At 60.5% G+C, this 19,166-nt stretch carries 27 protein-coding genes and 2 riboswitches; of the genes, 18 read left to right on the top strand and 9 right to left on the bottom strand.

Features of this window, described 5'->3' with window-relative positions; translation table 11 throughout:
• The first annotated feature begins 87 nt into the window (after positions 1-87).
• From hslV to BLU11_RS18105, 3 genes are read left to right on the top strand one after another with little or no spacing between them, the layout of a single operon-like run.
• Complete coding sequence (gene hslV / locus BLU11_RS18115; protein ID WP_090276675.1) at positions 88-618, top strand: ATP-dependent protease subunit HslV; 531 nt, start codon at positions 88-90, stop codon at positions 616-618.
• 20 nt (positions 619-638) lie between these two features.
• Positions 639-1,979 (top strand): ATP-dependent protease ATPase subunit HslU, encoded by a 1,341-nt coding sequence (gene hslU / locus BLU11_RS18110; RefSeq protein WP_090275776.1) that lies wholly within the window; start codon positions 639-641, stop codon positions 1,977-1,979.
• 22 nt (positions 1,980-2,001) lie between these two features.
• Entirely contained in the window at positions 2,002-2,382 is a 381-nt protein-coding gene (locus tag BLU11_RS18105; RefSeq protein WP_090275775.1) for a gamma-butyrobetaine hydroxylase-like domain-containing protein, read from the top strand.
• Positions 2,383-2,425: 43 nt separating this feature from the next.
• On the opposite strand, the gene BLU11_RS19355 is transcribed toward BLU11_RS18105, so the two are convergent.
• Complete coding sequence (locus tag BLU11_RS19355) at positions 2,426-2,779, bottom strand: hypothetical protein (protein WP_157718713.1); 354 nt, start codon at positions 2,777-2,779, stop codon at positions 2,426-2,428.
• 45 nt (positions 2,780-2,824) lie between these two features.
• On the opposite strand from BLU11_RS19355, the gene BLU11_RS18095 reads away from it, so the two are divergent.
• Entirely contained in the window at positions 2,825-4,084 is a 1,260-nt protein-coding gene (locus tag BLU11_RS18095; RefSeq protein WP_090271862.1) for an IS256 family transposase, read from the top strand.
• On the opposite strand, the gene BLU11_RS18090 is transcribed toward BLU11_RS18095, so the two are convergent.
• A complete protein-coding gene (locus tag BLU11_RS18090; protein WP_090275771.1) occupies positions 4,065-4,550 on the bottom strand; it encodes a phasin family protein in 486 nt (161 codons plus the stop codon). The genes BLU11_RS18095 and BLU11_RS18090 overlap by 20 nt on opposite strands.
• A gap of 75 nt (positions 4,551-4,625) precedes the next feature.
• Positions 4,626-4,901, bottom strand: coding sequence for a polyhydroxyalkanoic acid system family protein (locus BLU11_RS18085; protein WP_090275769.1), 276 nt, complete (start codon positions 4,899-4,901; stop codon positions 4,626-4,628).
• 146 nt (positions 4,902-5,047) lie between these two features.
• Here BLU11_RS18085 and ubiE point away from each other — a divergent pair, with 146 nt between their 5' ends.
• The 9 genes from ubiE to BLU11_RS18040 are packed head-to-tail and all read left to right on the top strand — an operon-like array spanning position 5,048 to position 10,911.
• On the top strand, positions 5,048-5,809 hold the full coding sequence (ubiE, locus tag BLU11_RS18080; RefSeq protein ID WP_090276673.1) for a bifunctional demethylmenaquinone methyltransferase/2-methoxy-6-polyprenyl-1,4-benzoquinol methylase UbiE: 762 nt from the start codon (positions 5,048-5,050) through the stop codon (positions 5,807-5,809).
• Positions 5,809-6,432 carry a ubiquinone biosynthesis accessory factor UbiJ gene (locus BLU11_RS18075; RefSeq protein WP_090275767.1) on the top strand — a complete coding sequence of 208 codons (624 nt, stop codon included), beginning with the start codon at positions 5,809-5,811 and terminating at the stop codon, positions 6,430-6,432. Before ubiE ends, BLU11_RS18075 begins: the two co-directional genes overlap by 1 nt.
• A complete protein-coding gene (gene ubiB / locus BLU11_RS18070; protein ID WP_090275765.1) occupies positions 6,429-8,057 on the top strand; it encodes a ubiquinone biosynthesis regulatory protein kinase UbiB in 1,629 nt (542 codons plus the stop codon). Before BLU11_RS18075 ends, ubiB begins: the two co-directional genes overlap by 4 nt.
• Positions 8,054-8,467: a phosphoribosyl-AMP cyclohydrolase gene (hisI, locus tag BLU11_RS18065; RefSeq protein WP_090275763.1), complete on the top strand. Its 414-nt coding sequence runs from the start codon at positions 8,054-8,056 to the stop codon at positions 8,465-8,467. The genes ubiB and hisI overlap by 4 nt, the downstream gene beginning before the upstream one ends.
• The gene (locus BLU11_RS18060; protein ID WP_090275761.1) at positions 8,460-8,792 is read left to right on the top strand and encodes a phosphoribosyl-ATP diphosphatase; all 333 of its coding nucleotides are present in this window, start codon (positions 8,460-8,462) and stop codon (positions 8,790-8,792) included. Before hisI ends, BLU11_RS18060 begins: the two co-directional genes overlap by 8 nt.
• Before the next feature lie 21 nt (positions 8,793-8,813).
• Positions 8,814-9,044, top strand: coding sequence for a twin-arginine translocase TatA/TatE family subunit (tatA, locus tag BLU11_RS18055; RefSeq protein ID WP_090275759.1), 231 nt, complete (start codon positions 8,814-8,816; stop codon positions 9,042-9,044).
• Between the two features lie 6 nt (positions 9,045-9,050).
• The gene (gene tatB, locus BLU11_RS18050; protein WP_090275757.1) at positions 9,051-9,431 is read left to right on the top strand and encodes a Sec-independent protein translocase protein TatB; all 381 of its coding nucleotides are present in this window, start codon (positions 9,051-9,053) and stop codon (positions 9,429-9,431) included.
• Positions 9,428-10,207, top strand: coding sequence for a twin-arginine translocase subunit TatC (gene tatC / locus BLU11_RS18045; protein WP_197674225.1), 780 nt, complete (start codon positions 9,428-9,430; stop codon positions 10,205-10,207). Before tatB ends, tatC begins: the two co-directional genes overlap by 4 nt.
• Entirely contained in the window at positions 10,204-10,911 is a 708-nt protein-coding gene (locus BLU11_RS18040) for a 16S rRNA (uracil(1498)-N(3))-methyltransferase (protein ID WP_090275756.1), read from the top strand. Before tatC ends, BLU11_RS18040 begins: the two co-directional genes overlap by 4 nt.
• Here the strand turns inward: BLU11_RS18040 and BLU11_RS18035 are convergent, their stop codons facing one another.
• Positions 10,912-11,400: a winged helix-turn-helix transcriptional regulator gene (locus BLU11_RS18035; RefSeq protein ID WP_090275753.1), complete on the bottom strand. Its 489-nt coding sequence runs from the start codon at positions 11,398-11,400 to the stop codon at positions 10,912-10,914.
• Positions 11,401-11,505: 105 nt separating this feature from the next.
• Here BLU11_RS18035 and BLU11_RS18030 point away from each other — a divergent pair, with 105 nt between their 5' ends.
• The 3 genes from BLU11_RS18030 to BLU11_RS18020 all read left to right on the top strand — a co-directional run bounded on the left by BLU11_RS18030 (position 11,506) and on the right by BLU11_RS18020 (position 13,274).
• On the top strand, positions 11,506-12,234 hold the full coding sequence (locus BLU11_RS18030; protein WP_090275751.1) for an SDR family oxidoreductase: 729 nt from the start codon (positions 11,506-11,508) through the stop codon (positions 12,232-12,234).
• A 41-nt stretch (positions 12,235-12,275) separates the two neighbouring features.
• Positions 12,276-12,869, top strand: coding sequence for a 2-hydroxychromene-2-carboxylate isomerase (locus BLU11_RS18025; RefSeq protein WP_090275749.1), 594 nt, complete (start codon positions 12,276-12,278; stop codon positions 12,867-12,869).
• Positions 12,870-12,932: 63 nt separating this feature from the next.
• On the top strand, positions 12,933-13,274 hold the full coding sequence (locus tag BLU11_RS18020) for a GlpM family protein (protein ID WP_197674291.1): 342 nt from the start codon (positions 12,933-12,935) through the stop codon (positions 13,272-13,274).
• Between the two features lies 1 nt (position 13,275).
• Here the strand turns inward: BLU11_RS18020 and dtd are convergent, their stop codons facing one another.
• From dtd to BLU11_RS17995, 5 genes are all read right to left on the bottom strand, one after another.
• Complete coding sequence (dtd, locus tag BLU11_RS18015) at positions 13,276-13,713, bottom strand: D-aminoacyl-tRNA deacylase (protein WP_090275744.1); 438 nt, start codon at positions 13,711-13,713, stop codon at positions 13,276-13,278.
• 1 nt (position 13,714) lies between these two features.
• On the bottom strand, positions 13,715-14,686 hold the full coding sequence (pip, locus tag BLU11_RS18010; RefSeq protein ID WP_090275742.1) for a prolyl aminopeptidase: 972 nt from the start codon (positions 14,684-14,686) through the stop codon (positions 13,715-13,717).
• Positions 14,687-14,770: 84 nt separating this feature from the next.
• Positions 14,771-15,352 (bottom strand): NnrU family protein, encoded by a 582-nt coding sequence (locus BLU11_RS18005; RefSeq protein WP_090275740.1) that lies wholly within the window; start codon positions 15,350-15,352, stop codon positions 14,771-14,773.
• A 20-nt stretch (positions 15,353-15,372) separates the two neighbouring features.
• Positions 15,373-16,332 carry an META domain-containing protein gene (locus BLU11_RS18000; RefSeq protein WP_172828701.1) on the bottom strand — a complete coding sequence of 320 codons (960 nt, stop codon included), beginning with the start codon at positions 16,330-16,332 and terminating at the stop codon, positions 15,373-15,375.
• 44 nt (positions 16,333-16,376) lie between these two features.
• The gene (locus BLU11_RS17995; protein ID WP_090275736.1) at positions 16,377-16,913 is read right to left on the bottom strand and encodes a DUF924 family protein; all 537 of its coding nucleotides are present in this window, start codon (positions 16,911-16,913) and stop codon (positions 16,377-16,379) included.
• A 142-nt stretch (positions 16,914-17,055) separates the two neighbouring features.
• Positions 17,056-17,144: riboswitch (glycine riboswitch) on the top strand.
• 40 nt (positions 17,145-17,184) lie between these two features.
• A riboswitch (glycine riboswitch) is annotated at positions 17,185-17,281 on the top strand.
• A 23-nt stretch (positions 17,282-17,304) separates the two neighbouring features.
• Here BLU11_RS17995 and BLU11_RS17990 point away from each other — a divergent pair.
• Positions 17,305-17,925, top strand: coding sequence for a trimeric intracellular cation channel family protein (locus BLU11_RS17990; RefSeq protein ID WP_090275734.1), 621 nt, complete (start codon positions 17,305-17,307; stop codon positions 17,923-17,925).
• A gap of 187 nt (positions 17,926-18,112) precedes the next feature.
• Positions 18,113-19,090 carry a glutathione S-transferase family protein gene (locus BLU11_RS17985; protein ID WP_090275732.1) on the top strand — a complete coding sequence of 326 codons (978 nt, stop codon included), beginning with the start codon at positions 18,113-18,115 and terminating at the stop codon, positions 19,088-19,090.
• The last annotated feature ends 76 nt before the right edge of the window (positions 19,091-19,166 follow it).

The following is a 19,166-nucleotide window of genomic DNA, read 5'->3' as shown; positions in this document are numbered from 1 at the left end:
AATTCCCCTTCTCCAGCCCCAAGATAATGGCAAAGGCAGCGCGTGCAGCGTGCTGCGTGCTATCTGAACAGCCAACAGGAGCTGCGCGTGACTACAATCGTTTCAGTACGCCGCCACGGCAAAGTGGTAATCGGTGGTGATGGCCAGGTATCGCTGGGCAACACCGTGATGAAGGGCAACGCCCGCAAGGTTCGTCGCCTGTACAACGACCAGGTGATTGCCGGGTTTGCCGGCGGCACGGCGGATGCCTTCACCCTGTTTGAGCACTTCGAAGCCCACCTGGAAAAACATCAGGGCCAGCTGGTTCGCGCCGCCGTGGAAATGGCCAAGGAATGGCGTACCGACCGTACCCTGCGCCGTCTCGAAGCCTTGCTGGCCGTGGCCAACAAGGATGCCTCGCTGATCATTACCGGCAACGGCGACGTGCTGGAGCCCGAAGAAGGCATTATTGCCATCGGCTCCGGCGGTCCCTACGCTCAGTCGGCCGCCCGCGCCCTGCTACGCCACACCGAGCTGTCGGCCCGGGAGATTGTCGAATCCAGCCTGACGATTGCCGGCGAGATATGCATCTACACCAACGAGAATCACACTATCGAGGAGCTGGACGCCAATACCTGAGGCGCCCGGGAATCTGCCACATGTCCATGACACCCCGCGAAATCGTCCACGAGCTGGACCGTCACATCATTGGTCAGCAGGATGCCAAGCGCGCCGTCGCCATCGCCCTGCGCAACCGCTGGCGCCGCCAGCAGCTGCCCGACGCGCTGCGCCATGAAGTAACCCCGAAGAACATTCTGATGATCGGCCCGACCGGCGTCGGCAAGACTGAAATCGCCCGCCGCCTGGCGCGCCTGGCCCAGGCTCCCTTCATCAAGGTCGAAGCCACCAAATTCACCGAGGTCGGTTATGTCGGCCGGGATGTAGAGTCGATCATCCGCGATCTGGTGGATGCCGCGCTGAAGATGCTGCGCGAGCAGGAAATCACCAAGGTCGGCCACCGCGCCGAGGACGCCGCCGAAGACCGCATTCTCGATGCTCTGCTGACCCCGCCGCGCGACGGCACCACTGACCAGCCCGTGCGGGAAGACAACAGCACTCGCCAGCTGTTTCGAAAACGCCTGCGCGAAGGTCAGCTGGATGACAAGGAAATCGACATCGAAGTGGCCGAAACACCGGTAGGTGTGGAAATCATGGCGCCGCCCGGCATGGAAGAAATGACCAGCCAGCTGCAGAACATGTTCTCCAGTTTCGGCAAGAACAAGCGCAAATCGCGCAAACTCAAGGTCAGCGAAGCCTTCAAGCTGATTCGCGACGAGGAAGCCGCACGCCTGGTCAATGAGGACGATCTCAAGAGCCGCGCCATTGATGCGGTCGAACAGAACGGCATTGTCTTCCTTGATGAGATCGACAAAGTCAGCAAGCGTGCCAACAGCGGCGGCGGTGCCGATGTCTCCCGCGAAGGCGTACAGCGTGACTTGCTCCCGTTGATCGAAGGCTGCACGGTGAACACCAAGTTCGGCATGGTGCGGACCGACCATATCCTGTTCATTGCCTCGGGCGCCTTCCATCTGACCAAGCCGTCGGACCTGATTCCCGAACTGCAAGGCCGTCTGCCGATCCGCGTCGAGCTCAAGTCGCTGTCGCCGGCTGACTTCGAGCGCATCCTGACCGAACCGGATGCCTCGCTCACCGAACAGTACCGCGCACTTCTGCAGACCGAAGGCCTGGAAATGGAATTCGCCGACAGTGCCGTAGCCCGTCTGGCGGAGATCGCCTGGCAGGTCAACGAGAAGACCGAGAACATTGGCGCCCGCCGCCTGCATACCGTGCTCGAACGCTTGCTGGAGGAAGTCTCTTTCAGTGCCGGCGATCTGGCCTCCAAGCAGAACGGTGAGAAACTGGTGATCGATGCCGCTTATGTGGACGAGCACCTCGGTGAGCTGGCAGTCAATGAAGACCTGTCCCGCTATATTCTCTGACTGATCTGACCGCGAGCCAGCCATGACTACTCCGATACCCAGCAAGATCAAACTGCACAAGGCGTCGCGCACGCTGGATCTGCACTATGCCGACGGCCGACATTTCAGTCTGCCGGCAGAGTTTCTGCGGGTACACTCTCCGTCAGCGGAGGTCCGGGGTCATGGCCGGCCCGTGTTGCAGACCGGCAAGCAGAATGTGGCGCTGACTGCCGTGGAGATGGCCGGCAACTATGCGCTGAAGCTGGTTTTTGATGATGGGCACGACAGCGGGCTGTTCAGCTGGGGCTATCTGCTGGAGCTGGGAGAGCAGCAGGATAAGCTGTGGCAGGATTATCTCGACCAGTTGCACGCGGCCGGAGCCAGTCGTGACCCGGATACCTCGGTAGTGAAAGTGATGCTCTGAGGCCATGAAGCCAGTCGGACTCGGCTGGCTTCATATCTCAGCTCTATTGCTCTGACGGCTTGCCCGGCTCGGTGCTGCTGGCCGGTGCGGGTGCGGATTTGCCGCGAGTAGCAGCCTTGGGCGCTGTGGTACGGCGGCGGGAGGTTGTTTTGACCGGTTTGGCCGCTCCATCCTCAGGTCCCGCAGCCTTGGGCGTTGCAGGCTTGGAAGCAGTCGACTTGCTGGTTGCTCGCCGCTTGGGTGCGACCTTGGCTGCAGGAGCAGCCGCGGCCTCACTGGCTGCCTGGGCTACCGAATCGGCGATTACCGTGGAACTGGCTGTGGCCGCAGCTGCAGCCGCCGGCTTGCGAGGGCGTGCCGGTTTGGCGTGAAGCTGCTCCACCGTGGGGGGTGTCATAAATTTTGTGTTTGGGCATAACATGTTGCAGCAGAGGATGCATGTATGCCGACCAAGAAGAAGCCGGGGCGTGAAACCCCGCGAGACCTACCAGCAATTCCCAAAGAGCTGATTGATCAGTTCGTCAATGGCCCGATGAGCGCTGAAGCCATTCAGGATGCCTCGATGGCGTTCAAGAAGGCGTTGATCGAGCGGGCCCTTGGTGCCGAGCTAGGGCATCACCTTGGCTACCCTGAAGGTGCTGAGCGCCCAGAGGGGGCGAGCAACCAGCGTAACGGCCGGAGCGGCAAGACAGTGCTCACCGATGATGGCCCGCTGCGTCTGGACATCCCCCGAGACCGCGACGGCAGCTTTGCCCCGATCCTGATTCCCAAGCATGAGCGCCGCTTTACCGGCTTTGACGACAAGATCATTGCCATGTATGCCCGAGGCATGACGGTTCGTGAAATCCGAGCCTTCCTGGCCGAGCAGTACGGAACCGATGTTTCTCATGACTTCATCAGTTCGGTTACCGATGCCGTATTGGAAGAGATTAGCGCTTGGCAGCAACGCCCCTTGGAGCCAATGTACCCGGTCATCTTTTTCGATGCCTTGAGGGTCAAAATTCGGGACGAGGGCCTGGTTCGCAATAAGGCCGTTTACCTAGCGCTTGGGGTGTTACCGGACGGTACACGGGATATTCTGGGCATCTGGATCGAAACGACGGAGGGCGCCAAATTCTGGATGAAGGTGTTCAACGATCTGAAGACCCGAGGCGTAGAAGATATATTGATCGCCGTGACTGACGGCCTGAAGGGCATACCTGAAGCCCTGAGTGCGGTGTTCCCGGATACCACCTTGCAGACCTGCATTGTACATCTGATCCGCAACAGCCTTGATTATGCAGGCTGGGACAAGCGCAGAGAGCTGGCCAAAGCTCTCAAGCCCATCTATCAGGCGCTCAACGCCGAGGTCGCAGCGCAGGCTTTGGACGCGTTTGAAGCTGGGCCATGGGGTAAGCAGTACCCGACGGTCACAGCAGCCTGGCGGCGTGCGTGGGATAGGGTCATTCCGTTCTTTGTGTTCCCGCCCGCCATACGAAAGGTGATCTATACGACCAATGCGATTGAAAGCATCAACGCTCAGTTGCGTAAGATCATTAAAACCCGGGGCCACTTCCCAACGGATGAGGCCGCGACGAAGTTGATCTGGTTGGCGCTACGTAATATCACTGCCAACTGGGGTAACGCGGCACATGACTGGAAAGCCGCTATGAATCAGTTCGCGATCCTATACGAAGATCGCTTCACCAGGCCGACCTGGTAAGTGAGGGCCTACCTGATGGCAGGCCATTAACGGCCCGAACACAAAAAATCTGACAGTCCCCCACCGTGCGGGTCAGCTCGGCAAGTCGGCTTTCCAGCACCTGCAATTCTTCCTGACGCGCCAGCCCCAACCGCTCAACGGTACTGGCCACGCGCTTGTCGAACATTTCCTCGAGGCCACCGAACCTGTCGGTCAACTTGCTCCGCGCCTTGTCGACCTTGGAGCGAGCACCTTCCAACGGGTCCTTCTTGCTGCGCGAGCCTTTGCCGCTGGCCTTCTCGGCTTCGGCTGTGGCTGTCTGCTCTGCCTGCTCCCCATCGCGAATCAGCGACTCGAACAGCTTGGCGCCCTCTTTACCCATGCGGGTGTAAGCGCCAAGGCCCGCCAGCCAGATCTGTCGGGAGTAACCTTCCAGGCCGTCAACCCAATGGGAATCCTTGTCTTCACGCTTCTTCTTATCCGCCATGAATAAACCCTCGTGAGCCGCTATCGATGAGAATATCCAGCTTAGCAGAGTTGATTGGCGCTGCCGGGGCGTGGCTCAGACCAGATATTTATTCAGGGCCTTTTCGATTTCACCCTTTACCATGCCCGCCATCGGGGTGAGCATCATGCCGAGCTTGACCGCCACGTGCACATTGTCATCGCCGACCCGTATCTTGCCGTCGACGCCGCTGCGCTGGAAGCTCAGCTCATCGTCCTGCCAGGTACATTTGGCATCCAGTTTGGCGGCCAGCTTGTCTGCCATCAGTTGGGCACGCTCTTTCGCTGCGTCCTTGCCCAATGAATGCTCGCGGGTGATTTCTACGGTTGCCATCTCGGTCCCTTCCAGTATGGTTGAAAAAAGACGCATAGCATGCCGCATCGTGAGTCTACATGCGACAGGTTGTCATGCTTAAAAGCCCCTCGGGGCTCTCGAATACAGGTAGAATGGCCCATCAATTTGCCAAGGCAGATGCTCTCATGACAGACAAGTCCAACTCGGATCGCACTACCCACTTCGGCTACCAGACCGTTTCCGAATCGGAAAAGGCCGGCAAGGTGGCGGAGGTTTTCCATTCGGTCGCCTCCAAATACGACCTAATGAACGATCTCATGTCAGGCGGCATTCATCGCATCTGGAAGCGCTTCACCATCGAATTGTCCGGCGTACGCCCCGGCAATCGGGTGCTGGATATTGCCGGCGGCACTGGCGACCTGACCCGCAAATTTTCCAGCCTGGTAGGGCCGACCGGTGAAGTGGTGCTGGCCGATATCAACGCCTCCATGCTCCGCGTAGGCCGCGACCGCCTGCTGGACAAGGGCGTGGCCGGCAATGTGCGCTTCGTGCAGGCCGACGCAGAAAAACTGCCGTTCCCGGACAATCATTTCGATTGCATCACCATTGCCTTCGGTCTGCGCAACGTCACTCACAAGGAAGACGCCATCGCTTCCATGCTGCGGGTGCTCAAGCCCGGCGGCCGCCTGCTGGTGTTGGAGTTCTCCAAACCAGGCAACGAGTTGCTGTCCAAGGCCTATGATCAATACTCCTTCACCATGCTGCCGCTGATCGGTCGCCTGATCACCGGCGACCAGGAAAGCTACCGTTACCTGGCCGAGTCGATCCGCATGCACCCGGATCAGGAAACACTCAAGGGCATGATGGAAGAAACCGGCTTCGCCCGAGTGACCTACCACAACATGACCGGCGGCATTGTTGCTCTGCATCGGGGCATCAAGCCCTGATGTTGAGTCGCACCCTGCTGGCCGGCGTCGAGCACAGCCTGGCGCTGGCCATCAAACAGGATCCGCTGACGGCCAAACGGCTGGCAGCGTTGGCAGGTTGCGTCATTCTGATATGCGCGCGCCAACCCGCGGTGCAGATATATGTACTGCCGGGCCAAGCCGGTATTCGCCTGATGCAGGACTATGACGGCGAGGCGGACTGCACCCTGAGTGCGCCGGCCAGCCTGCTGGCACGCCTGGGGCTCAGCAGCAATCGTCAGCAACTGCTGCTGTCACCGGAGCTGGAATTGACCGGCGATACTCAGGTGCTGGTGCAACTGCAGAATATCTTCGGCGACCTGCAGGTCGACGGCGAAGCGGCCTTGGCGCGCTGGATCGGCCCGGTAGCCGCGCATGCCATCGGCAACAGCGCGCGGGGCAGTCGCGACTGGTTTGGCACTACACAGCAGAACCTGCAGCGGAGCATCCGTGACTATCTCACAGAGGAGGGCCGCCAGTTGGTCGGCCACGCTGAAGCCGATGCCTCAGCCGCGCTCATTCATGACCTGCGCCTGCAGCTTGACCGACTGGACGCCCGCGTTCACCGTCTTGAGCAACCTGACACTGGACCTGACGACGCATGAACCTGACCGCCTTTCTGCGCCTGTTTCGCATCTTGCTGGTGTTTACCCGCTACCGCCTGGATCAATTGGTTCAGACGTTGCCGCTACCCTGGTACGGTCGCCTGCTGCTGATCGGCCCCTGGAAGCTGTACCCTGCGCCGCGTGACCTGACCCGCGGCGCACGCCTGCGTCTGGCGCTGGAAAGCCTGGGACCGGTGTTCATCAAATTCGGCCAGATTCTGTCCACCCGTCGTGACCTGCTCCCTGACGACATTGCCATCGAGCTGGCCTTTCTGCAGGACAAGGTTCCGCCCTTCCCGCCGGAACTGGCTCGCAAGCGTATCGAGGAACAGCTAGGGCTGCCGATCGAAGCGGTGTTTGCCGAGTTCTCCGATACCCCGCTGGCCTCTGCTTCGGTCGCCCAGGTACATACCGCGCTGCTGCATGATGGCAGCGACGTGGTAGTCAAGGTGGTGCGGCCCGGCATCGAGGAAACCATCCATCAGGATATCCAGTGGCTGTATCTCGCAGCCCGGACGCTGGAACGGGTATCCCGCGAGGGTCGCCGTCTGCGCCCCGTGGAAGTGGTGCGTGACTATGAACAGACCATCTTCGACGAACTCGACCTGTACCGCGAGGCCGCCAACGCCTCCCTGTTGCGGCGCAATTTCCTCGGTTCGCCGGTGCTCTATGTGCCGCTCATTCATTGGGACTGGTGCCGTCACAAGGTCCTGGTCATGGAGCGCATCAGCGGCATCCCGGTGACCGATATCGATGCCCTGCGTGCCGCTGGGATCGACATGAAAAAGCTCGCCGAACGCGGCGTGGAGGTGTTCTTCACCCAGGTGTTTCGCGACTGTTTCTTCCACGCCGACATGCACCCAGGCAATATCTTCGTCTCGCGCAGCCATCCGCAGGAGCCGCAATACATTGCCATTGATTTCGGCATTGTCGGTAGCCTGACGCCAGAGGACCAGACCTACCTGGCGCGCAACCTGATGGCCTTCTTCAAACGCGATTACCGCCGTGTCGCGCAACTGCACATCGACTCCGGCTGGGTACCGCCGGAGACCAAGGTCAATGAATTCGAGGCCGCCATTCGCAGTGTCTGCGAGCCGATCTTCGAGCGGCCGCTGAAGGATATTTCCTTCGGCCAGCTGCTGTTGCGCCTGTTCCAGACCGCTCGCCGCTTCAACATGGAGGTGCAGCCTCAACTGGTGCTTTTGCAGAAGACCCTGCTCAACATCGAGGGCCTGGGACGCCAGCTGTATCCCGAGCTGGATCTGTGGAGTACCGGCAAACCCTATCTTGAACGCTGGATGCGCGAGCGCGCCGGCCCGCGGCACCAGTTGCAGAACCTGCGCCAGCATCTGGAGCGCATCCCGCCGCTGCTGGAAACCACCCACCGTGCGCTGGACAATATCGCCCAACGCGATCACCATGCCCCCACCCGCCGCACCGATGCCGTCGCCCTGCGCCTGATCGGCGCGGTACTGCTGGCACTGGGCGCCAACGGGTTGGGCACCGACATGCATCTGTGGGCCGACGCCCAGCCCATGTACTGGCTGCTGCTGGCCGCTGGCGGCTGGCTGGTGCTGCGGCGCGACGGCGAAAATCCGAACCGACGGACGTACCGACCGAAATGACCGATACCCGAACCGATACCGACTGGCTGGACTGCATCAAATGGGATGCCGACGGCCTGATCCCCGCCATCGCCCAGGACGCCGCCAGCGGCCGCGTACTCATGGTCGCCTGGATGAACCGCGACTCTCTGACGCTTACCGCGCAGGAAGGACGCGCCGTATACTGGTCGCGTTCGCGGCGCAGGCTGTGGCGCAAGGGCGAGGAGTCGGGTCACATACAGGTACTGCACGAGCTGCGGCTGGACTGCGACAACGACGTGATCGTCATGCAGGTCGAGCAACGCGGCGGCATCGCCTGCCACACGGGCCGGGAAAGCTGCTTCTACAAAGTTTTCCGGGACGGCCAGTGGCACGATAGTGATCCTGTCATCAAGAACCCGGAACATATCTATGAGCACAAGCATGAATGACACCCTGGCGCGTCTGGCCGAGGTGCTGGAGCAACGCAAGCAAGCGGCGGCCGACAGCTCCTATGTTGCCAGCCTGCATGCCAAGGGATTGAACAAGATCCTGGAAAAGGTCGGTGAGGAATGTACCGAAACCCTGCTGGCGGCCAAGGATTGCCAGCACAGCGAGGACAAGAGCGAGCTGATTTATGAAACCGCCGATCTGTGGTTTCATAGTCTGGTCATGCTCAGCCATCTGGGCCTCGGCCCGGATGATGTATTGAAAGAACTGGAACGGCGTTTTGACTTATCCGGCCTGGCCGAGAAAGCAGCGCGGACACACGAGTAGGGCTATGCCCTGGAGGTTGAGATGGGTTTTGGCGGAATCAGTATCTGGCAACTGGCGATCATCCTGCTGATCGTCATTCTGCTGTTCGGCACCAAGCGCCTGAAAGGCATTGGTTCGGATGTAGGCGAAGCCATCAAGGGCTTTCGCAAGTCGATGAATGATGATGACAAGCCAGCGGTGGAGGACAAGCCCGGCGAGACGCTGGATGTCCAGGCCGAGAAGAAAACGGAATCCACCCCCCACAAGGACTGACGGTCCATGTTCGATATCGGTTTTCTGGAGATGGTGATAGTTGCCATCGTTGCCCTGTTGGTGCTCGGTCCCGAACGCCTGCCCGGCGCGGTGCGCATGGCTGGCCTGTATCTGGGGCGGATCAAGCGCAGCCTGGCTGACGTGCGCAGTCAGGTGGAGCGCGAACTGGGCGCCGACGAAATCCGTCAGACATTGCACAACGACAAGATCATGGCCGACCTGGCAAAGAAACCCGGGACCTCGAACGTCAAACGCAGCGCCACTGCGCCGGCAGATGAGAAGCCAGCTGCATCAGCGGATGCCACCCCTGCGCCCGCCGAACCTGCGTCTACAGTCCCCGTTACTGCCGACTCCCCTTCTGACGATGATCCGGCCGCGCCCAAATGAAAGACACATTACCCGAACAGACCACCGGCGGCGATATGCCGTTGGTCGCTCATCTGACTGAATTGCGCTCCCGGTTGCTACGCATTGTAGTGATCTGGATGCTGATCTTTGCCGGGCTGTTCTACTTCGCCAACGATCTCTACACTTTCATCTCCGAGCCGCTGCGGGTCTTCCTGCCCGAAGGCACCAGCATGATCGCGACGGATGTGGCCTCGCCCTTCCTGACACCATTCAAGCTGGCGTTGATCAGCGCCCTGTTTCTGGCCATGCCCTTCGTGCTGCATCAGATCTGGAGCTTCATCGCACCCGGCCTGTACAAGCACGAGAAACGCATTGCCGTGCCGCTGCTGGCGTCGAGCATCGTGCTGTTCTATGCCGGCATGGCCTTCGCCTATTACGTGGTGTTCCCGCTGGTGTTCGGCTTCTTCACCAGTACCGCCCCGGAAGGGGTCGCGGTGATGACCGATATCAACAGCTACCTCGACTTCGTGATGACACTGTTTCTCGCGTTCGGTCTGGCCTTCGAGATTCCGGTAGCAACCGTGTTGCTGGTGCTGGCAGGTGCTGTAAACGTAGCCAAGCTCCGGCAGATTCGCCCCTATGTGGTCGTTGGTTGCTTCCTCATCGGTATGGTGCTGACGCCTCCGGATGTCATCTCCCAGACGTTGCTGGCACTGCCCATGTGGCTACTGTATGAAGTCGGCATCCTGTTCGGCAGCATGCTCAAGCCGGTTACCCGCGAGCCCGACACTAAAGACGACAGCCCCAGCGCATGAATCTGTTGCTGCTTGAGGAGCAGGATTTCACGGCTCCGCAGCGGGTACGCCTGAGCGGTCGCCGTCTGCAGCATATGCTGGAGATTCAGCAAGTGGCTGTCGGAGATTACCTGCGGGTCGGTGAGATAGGCGGACTCATGGGCGAGGGCGAGGTGGTCGCACTGGATGCGCAACAGGCCGAGCTGCAGGTCACGCTCACCCAGCCGCCCCCGGCCAAGTTGCCCCTGACCCTGCTGCTGGCCATGCCGCGGCCGAAGATGTTCCGCCGCATCCTGCAGCACTGCGCCACCCTGGGTGTTGCCGAGATCGTACTGCTGAACAGCTATCGAGTGGAAAAGAGCTTCTGGCAGACGCCCTTTCTGCAACCTGCAGTGATCCGCGAGAACCTGCTGCTGGGGCTGGAACAGGCCCGCGACACGGTATTGCCGAGGGTACGCATCGAAAAGCGCTTCAAGCCCTTTGTCGAGGATCATCTGCCCGCCTTGATTACCGGCACTACTGCCCTGGTAGCGCATCCCGGTGACTTCCCCTGCTGCCCACGCGCGCTGACCGGTCGGGTAACACTGGCCATCGGCCCGGAGGGAGGTTGGATTCCGTATGAGGTAGACAAGCTCAGCGCCGCAGGCTTTCAGCCGGTCCAGTTGGGCGAACGCATATTGCGCGTGGAGACTGCCGTGACCGCGCTGATTTCGCGGTTGTTCTGATCAGCGAGCCGCTGGCGTAAACAGTACTCCGGCCGCGTCCTGCCAACCCTCCCCCACTTCCACACGCACATCCCGAGCGCCAACCGGTTCAGCGCACTCGGAGCAGACCATCACCGGCCGCATGACCTTGCCACAGCCCTTGTGAATATGCCGGATCGGCGCGCCACGCTCATCGGCCATGTGCCGGTCCCCCCAACTGACCAGCGCCATGATCGCCGGATGCAGATCGAGCCCACGCTCGGTCAATCGGTACTCTTCGCGCAGCGGCCGTTGTTGATAGGGCACCTTGACCAGCACGCCATGCTCGACCAGCTTTTTCAGACGATCAGCCAGCAGGTGACGGGTAACACCGAGGCGCTTCTCGAACTGATCAAAGCGCCGCACGCCGAGAAAGCAGTCGCGTAGCACCAACAGGGTCCAGCGATCACCGACCACGGCCAGGGTGCGGGACAATGAACAGGGCTGCTGATCCAACTCTTCCCAGCGCATATGGACTCCTTAATCGGGGTATTAGCCCACAGGATAACTTGACAAGTTCCAAAAAGAAACTGACTATCCCTTGAGTTCTAAAAAAGAACCAACAAAGGAGTTACCATGTTCAGACCACCCGTAGCTGTTGTCATCGGCGCCGGCGATGCCACCGGCGGCGCCATCGCTCAACGTTTTGCCCGTGAGGGCTTCACTCTGTGCATCACCCGCCGCCAGGCCGACAAGCTGCAACCCTTGGTCAGCAGCATCGAAGGCGCTGGCGGCAAGGCCCATCCGTTTGGCTGCGATGCCCGCAGTGAAGAACAGATGGTCGCCCTGTTCAGCGATATCGAACGGGATATAGGACCCATCGAGGTGGTGGTATTCAATATCGGCGCCAACGTGCGTTTCTCCATCACCGAAACTACCGAGCGGGTTTACCGCAAGGTCTGGGAAATGGCCGCTCTATCCGGCTTTCTCACCGGACGCGAAGCGGCCAGGGCCATGCTGCCGCGCGGCCGCGGTACCATCATATTTACCGGGGCCACCGCATCACTGCGTGGCGGCGACGGGTTCAGCGCCTTTGCCGGTGCCAAGTTCGCCCTGCGCGCCCTAGCCCAGAGCATGGCCCGCGAGCTGGGGCCGCAGGGCATCCATGTGGCGCACCCGATCATCGACGGCGCCATCGATACCGCCTTCATCCGCGACAATTTCCCCGAACGCTATGCATTGAAGGATCAGGACGGAATTCTCAATCCCGAGCACATTGCCGAACAATACTGGCAGTTGCATTGCCAACCGCGTGACGCCTGGACCCATGAACTGGATCTGCGGCCGTGGATGGAAACTTTCTGAACCGGCTTTACCCTTCCCAGAGCAACTCAGGACAACTGACAATGAACAAGAAAGTCGATTTCTATTTTGATGTGGGCAGCCCGGCCAGCTATCTGGCCTGGACCCAGATTGCCGATATAGCGCAGCGCCATGGCGCCAAGCTGGCCTACCAGCCGATGCTGCTCGGTGGTGTGTTCAAGGCCACCGGCAACAGCTCCCCGGCGACCGTACCGGCCAAGGGGCGCTATACCCGGCAGGATTTCCAGCGCTACGCCCGCCGTTATGGCGTGGCGTTTCAGCACAATCCGTATTTTCCGATCAACACCATGCAACTGATGCGCGGCGCGGCCGCCTATCTGGGCACTGAGCAGTTCGTGCCCTATGTCGATGCGGTATTTCAGGCCATGTGGGTTGACCAGCAGGACATGGGCAATCCCGAGGTGGTGGGCAAGGTGCTGGGCGGTCACGGCTTCGATATCAATGACGTGATGCAGAAAATCAACGATCCTGCGGTCAAGGATCGTCTGCGCTCAATCACCGAAGCAGCCATCGAACGCGGCGTTTTCGGTGCGCCAACTATGTTCGTCGGTGAGGAAATGTTCTTCGGGCAGGATCGTCTGGAGTTTGTCGAAGAGGCGCTGGCGGCTGGCGATTGAGCTTGACTTGGTGCCCTGCCGGGCATAGTTTGAGCAGCGCAGTCGGCCCGGTATGAACCCATGATTTCTCTTACACTCAAGGCACTTCTCGGCGCATTGGCGGTTTTGCTGATTGCCTTGTTGGCACGCTCCAAGAGCTTCTATATTGCCGGACTGGTGCCGCTGTTTCCTACGTTCGCCGTCATTGCCCATTACATCATCGGCACCGAACGCCCGGCGGCAGACCTGCGCACCACAGCTGTTTTCGGGCTCTGGTCGCTGATTCCCTATGCGATCTATCTGCTGGTCGTCGTCTGGAGCGCAGGGCGCTTGCCGTTGCCAGCCACCTTGCTACTGGCAATGCTGGCCTGGGGCGTGGCAGCGATGTTGCTGATCATGCTGTGGGTGCGCGTCTATCCTACCTGAGTCAGGTTTCCAGCAGCAGCGTAACCGGACCATCATTTACCAGATGCACCTGCATATCCGCCCCAAAGCGCCCGGTTGCTACCTGCGGCCAGCGCTGCCGGGCCTGCGCCAACAGATAATCGAATAGCTCGGCCGCCCGCTCCGGCGGTGCCGCCGTGGAGAACCCCGGACGCAGGCCCTTGCGGGTATCCGCTGCCAATGTGAACTGCGATACCAGCAGCAACCCGCCCTGCACATCCTGCACCGAGCAGTTCATGCGCCCTTCGGCATCACTGAACACCCGATAGTTGAGCAGCTTGTGTAAGAGTTTGTCGGCGCTCGCCTGGTCATCCTGCGGCTCGATGCCGACCAGTACCAACAGGCCCTGATCGATCGCGCCGACCGCTTCCCCGCCCACTTCAACACGGGCCTGGCTGACCCGCTGCAACAATCCCTTCATGCTATTCCGCCTCCGGCGCCAGCTGCAGCAGTTGCCGGGCCATACTCTGGGTTGCCCGCACCAGCGCATCGGCAATACCCACTTCGGAAGCAGCATGCCCGGCATCACGGATGATCTGCAATTCACTGCCCGGCCAACGCTGGTGCAGCGCATGAGCATTGTCCAGCGGGCAAACCATGTCATACCGGCCATGCACGATAATACCGGGGATATGCTCGATCTTCGGCATATCACGGAGCAACTGGTTCGGCTCGAGAAAGGCCTTGTTAATGAAGTAATGGCATTCGATCCGCGCCATGGCCAGCGCCCGACGCGTCTCGGTAAAGCGTTCCACCACCTGAGCGCTGGGGCGCAGCGTCGCGCAGCAGCCTTCCCAGCCGGACCAGGCGCGGGCAGCGTGCATCTGACAGATTTCATTATCACCGGTGAGCCGACGGTAATAGGCCGCCACCATATCGCCGCGCTCATCCTCTGGAATCAGCGCCAGGTAATCTTCCCAGTAGTCCGGAAACACCCGGCTGGCGCCCTCTTGGTAGAACCACCGGATATCCTCGTCACGGCACAGGAAGATGCCGCGCAGAATCATGCCACTGACCCGCTGCGGGTGCGCCTGGGCATAGGCCAGCGCCAGGGTCGAACCCCAGGAGCCGCCGAACAATACCCACTTGTCGATCTGCAGGTGCTCGCGCAGCGCTTCCAGATCCTCGATCAGCGCGGCGGTAGTATTGTTTTCCAGGCTGGCGTGGGGTGTGGAGCGACCTGCACCGCGCTGGTCGAAGGTGATGATGCGGTAAATCGAGGGATCGAAGAAACGCCGGCTGAGGCTATCGCAGCCACCCCCAGGCCCACCGTGAATGAACACCACCGGCAGACCGTCCTGCTGACCGCTCTCATCAACATAAAGCACATGGGGCGCTTCGACAGCCAGGTCGTGGCGGGCAAAAGGCTTTATCTCCGGATACAGCAGTTGCATGATGGATACTCCCGGTTGGCAGTCTCAACGCTGCCGACATGAGAAGATGGCAGCAGCGCTGCCACCGATTGAGCGGCGCGTGGATCAGCCACCGAAGGGACGGACACCGATCAGCAGGCCATGCAGCCACAGGGCAAAGACCACCCAGGCCACCAGCCCGACCACAATGGCAATCATATCCCGACTGAAGCCGACCGCCGGGTAGCGTATACCGGCCAGGCGATCACGCCGACGCGATACCACGTAGAGCGCCACCGCCCAGGCAAGGAAACCACCGAACAGCAGCAGATCGGCGAGCGTGCCATTGGCGATCAGGTGAGCGATAGCCCAGAATTTCACGCCGAGCAGCATGGGATGACCGACCCGCGCCTTGATTCGTGTGCCAGGAACATAGGTAGCCGCCAGCAGGATGAATGCCGGAATGGTCAGCAATGCCGCCAGATGGCGGGTCCATACCGGCGATACCCATAGCCAGGTCGGCGTCAGCCGCGCCTGGCCGTAGCCCCAGATGATCAACAGCAGGCCGACCAGTGCCAGAATCGAATAGAGTCCTTTCCAGGCCAGCAGACCACGGTGGTCGATCTGGGCCACGCGCCAGTCGGCGGCGAACAGTCGAACGGAATGTATCCCCAGAAACAGCAGCAAACCCAGTATCAACACCAGCATGTAGATCTCCTTGATTGTTATCAGTGTTCCAGACGGGCCTTGAGCGAGCCATCAGCCGAGCGCAACAACAAGGCGCCGGTATCATCGAAGTCGAAGCCCTGTAGATTTCTCAGGTTGCGCAGCACCCGCTGCTCCTGCTCCATCAGCGCCGGCGCGCAGGCCATGCGGGTGGTAGCCGGGTCGCTGATGGACAGCCCTTCCCCGGTCAGTCGGTATTCTCCCATGAAGTTGTTACAGGAGGCACGGCCATTCACCTGGCCATTGCGCCCGAAATTCAGGGTGACCCGCGAACGGTCGGTGATGCCGCCCCCATTGATATCCTCTACCACCCACTCGCCGCCCTGCAGCAGCCGCGCCGGGTCTCCACCGCAACCACTCAAAGTGGTACCGTTCACCTGGACACTCACCCGCTGCGGATAAGGCATGCCGCTCATGCTGTCCCGGCATAGCTGATCGGTTGCCTGCATGCTGATCTCGGGGTTGCCGCTGGTCTTCACCTGGCCGGGCGCGTCATCCACCACATAGGGCTGCGCAGCCAGCTCGCCTTCATTCAATCGTTTCAGTCTCAACAGTCCTCCATCCAGCGTCACCGACCAGAACGGTTCATTACCGCTGGCACGGTAGGGCTCGATGATCGCCCCCGTTGGTGTACACAGCGGATACTCCTGTCCCTGCAGCACGAGCCAGGCCCGCTCCCCCTTGAACCACAGGCTGGTTTCCGGCTCGCCCTCGGCGACATAACGCGCGCCGGAGGCGCTGATTGCCTGGCGCAGTACCCATTGATCATCACCGGCACTCAGCAGCAGGCCATCACCCTGCTGCGTGGCCGTGATCGGCAGGCGCCCGCAATTCAGCGCGGCGGTAAACGGCTGGTTCGCTCCAGAGGTAGCGGCTGGCGCATCCACCTGGCGATTGCTGCAACCGGCCAGCGCCATCAGCGTTGCGGCCAGCAGCACCGGACTAAAGGTATTGAAGTGCATGGACAAACTCCTCGACGACATATTTATATAAGCTACTCATGCGCTCAGAATGATGAGCCCGGCTGGGTCAGAAAGACCCGCTCCTGCTCGGTGGACGTTCGCCCCAGTATCTTGTTGCGATGCGGATAGCGGCCGAAGCGCTGCAGGATATCCCGATGCTGCAGTTCGAAATCCAGGTTGTCCTCCATGCCGGGCGTGCTGAACAGGACAACCGCTCGTTCATGGATCGCCAGTGATTCACTGTGCATGAAGGGCATGTACATGAAGCTGCGCTGCACCACCGGGAGCGCCAGATCGGCGCCGGCAGCAATGGCTTCCTGAGCCAGCACCAGCGCCATGCCGTCATGGGCAAAAGACTCGGGCAGACCACGGTGCATGTTGCGCGAAAACTGATCCAGCAGAATGATCTCCGCCAGCCGGCCCTGCGCCGTGGTGCGCCACTGCCACAGCTCAGCGTTGGCCGCCTGCCGGTGCAGCGCACCGAAGCGCTGGCGAATCTGCTGGTCCAGCTGTTCATCCTTCCTCCACCACATTGCCGGCTTGAGCTGCTCAAACCAGAACTCGAGTATCTGTTGGTGCATGGGCCACTCCGCTTGGTCAGGTCACCCCATCGGCAGTGCGATGATGTGTTAGCAGGCTCAGTGTAACCAATTTGCCGGGGCATCGCCGGTCCGCGACAAGCGGTCCGGCGAAGATACCAATACCGGGCGCTTTCTGTATAATCGCCCGCTCGCAGGAGAGAGAGGCCTTGAGCCTCCGCCGAAGGCGCAAACTCCCATAATCGCTCAGGTACCCATTACTGCGAATCAGATCCGGAAGCCCAAGTCGCCACCTATGGCGCTCGGCGCAACCGTAACGCCAGCTGGAGAGCGGTTGCCAGGCAACCCACCGAAGGGGCAAGCAGTCGATGACTGCGTAAACTCTCAGGTAAAAGGACAGGGGGAGAGGCGCCACAGTTCAGAGGATACCTGTGTGCTTCTTTACGTCTATCTGATAGCCATTACCGCCGAAGCCATGTCCGGCGCCCTTGCCGCAGGCCGGCGCAACATGGACATGTTCGGTGTTGCCTTCATTGCCTTTATCACTGCACTGGGCGGCGGAACGGTCCGCGACATGCTGCTGGGCAACTATCCGGTCACCTGGACCCAGCACCCGATGTATATCTACCTGACCATCTCCGCCGGCCTGCTGACCATGCTGATTGCGCGATTCATGCATCGTCTGCATTCACTGTTCCTGATCCTCGACGCCATGGGGCTGATCGCCTTTACCGTGATCGGCTGCAACGTGGCGTTGCGGCTGGACTATGAAACACCGGTGGTCATCATGGCCGGTATCACCACCGGTATCTTCGGCGGCATCCTGCGCGACCTGCTGTGCAATCGCACCCCAATGGTATTGCGCAAGGAGCTGTATGCCAGCGTTTCGCTGCTGGTGGCATTGCTGTATCTGAGTTTGCTGGAGCTGGGCGTCAATCATGACGTCACCCTGCTGGCCTCGTTCAGCTTCGGCCTGGCCCTGCGTCTTTCTGCCATCCGCTGGTCGCTGTCGCTGCCGGTATTTTCCTATGAGCCGGGCCGCTGGAACGACTGATCCCAGCGCAGCTCCGGCATCCGCACTCCACTTAAGCCCTGCCCAGCACCCGCCAACACATCTAATTAATAGATATGCTGGCGGCTGTTTTTGCGCTTAACATCAGCCCAGAATCGATAGACCATGGACCCATCAAGCTTGTCTACAACAAGGGCAGCTTTTCATTCCCTTCACAGGAGAACAGAACATGGGTCTGCTTATCGATGGACAATGGGTCGACAAATGGTATGACACGGATTCCACCCAGGGCCGTTTCGTCCGCACTGAAGCGCAATACCGCAACTGGATCACAGCCGATGGCAACGCCGGCCCCACTGGCGACGGCGGCTTCCAGGCCGAGACGGGCCGCTACCATCTGTACGTATCCCTGGCCTGCCCCTGGGCCCATCGCACGCTGATCTTCCGTTCGCTCAAGGGTCTGGAAGACATGATCAGCATTTCCGTGGTCAACCCGCTGATGCGCGAACAGGGCTGGACCTTTGCGCCGGACGCGGGCGTCATTGCCGATCCGTTGAATGGCGCTGATTACCTGCACCAGGTCTATACCGCCAATGACCCCGATTACAGCGGCCGAGTCACGGTGCCGGTGTTATGGGACAAGCGGCAGCAGCGGATCGTCAACAACGAGTCGGCTGAAATCATCCGCATGCTCAACAGCGCCTTCGACGGTATCGGCGCCAAGCCGGGCGATTATTATCCACAAGCGCTGCGCACACAGATCGATGAGCTCAACGCGCGTGTCTATGACTGCATCAACAACGGCGTCTATAAAGCCGGCTTCGCCACCACCACCGAAGCTTACGAGCAGGCGTTCTGGCCGCTGTTCGGTATGCTCGATGAGTTGGAGCAGCGGCTGGCCGATCAGCGCTACCTGCTGGGCAGCACCCTGACCGAAGCCGACTGGCGCCTGTTCACCACATTGATTCGCTTCGATCCGGTGTACCACGGCCATTTCAAATGCAACCTCAAGCGCATTGTGGACTACCCCAATCTGTCGGCCTATGTGCGCGAGCTGTACCAGTGGCCCGGTGTGGCAGCGACTGTGAACATGCAGCACATCAAGGACCACTATTACCGCAGCCACGCCACCATCAACCCGACCGGCATAGTACCGGCTGGCCCGCTGCTGGATCTGGATCGGCCGCATGGGCGCGATGCGCTTTGACCTGTGCCGCTCCCCAAGCAGGCAATATGGTCTACAGTAATGACGAGAAGCCAGACGCTAAAGGTTTCCCCATACG

The organism is Halopseudomonas litoralis (assembly GCF_900105005.1).
Lineage (GTDB): Bacteria > Pseudomonadota > Gammaproteobacteria > Pseudomonadales > Pseudomonadaceae > Halopseudomonas > Halopseudomonas litoralis.
Note: the sequence above shows the minus strand (reverse complement) of the source record. Positions and strands in the feature narration are given on the sequence as shown.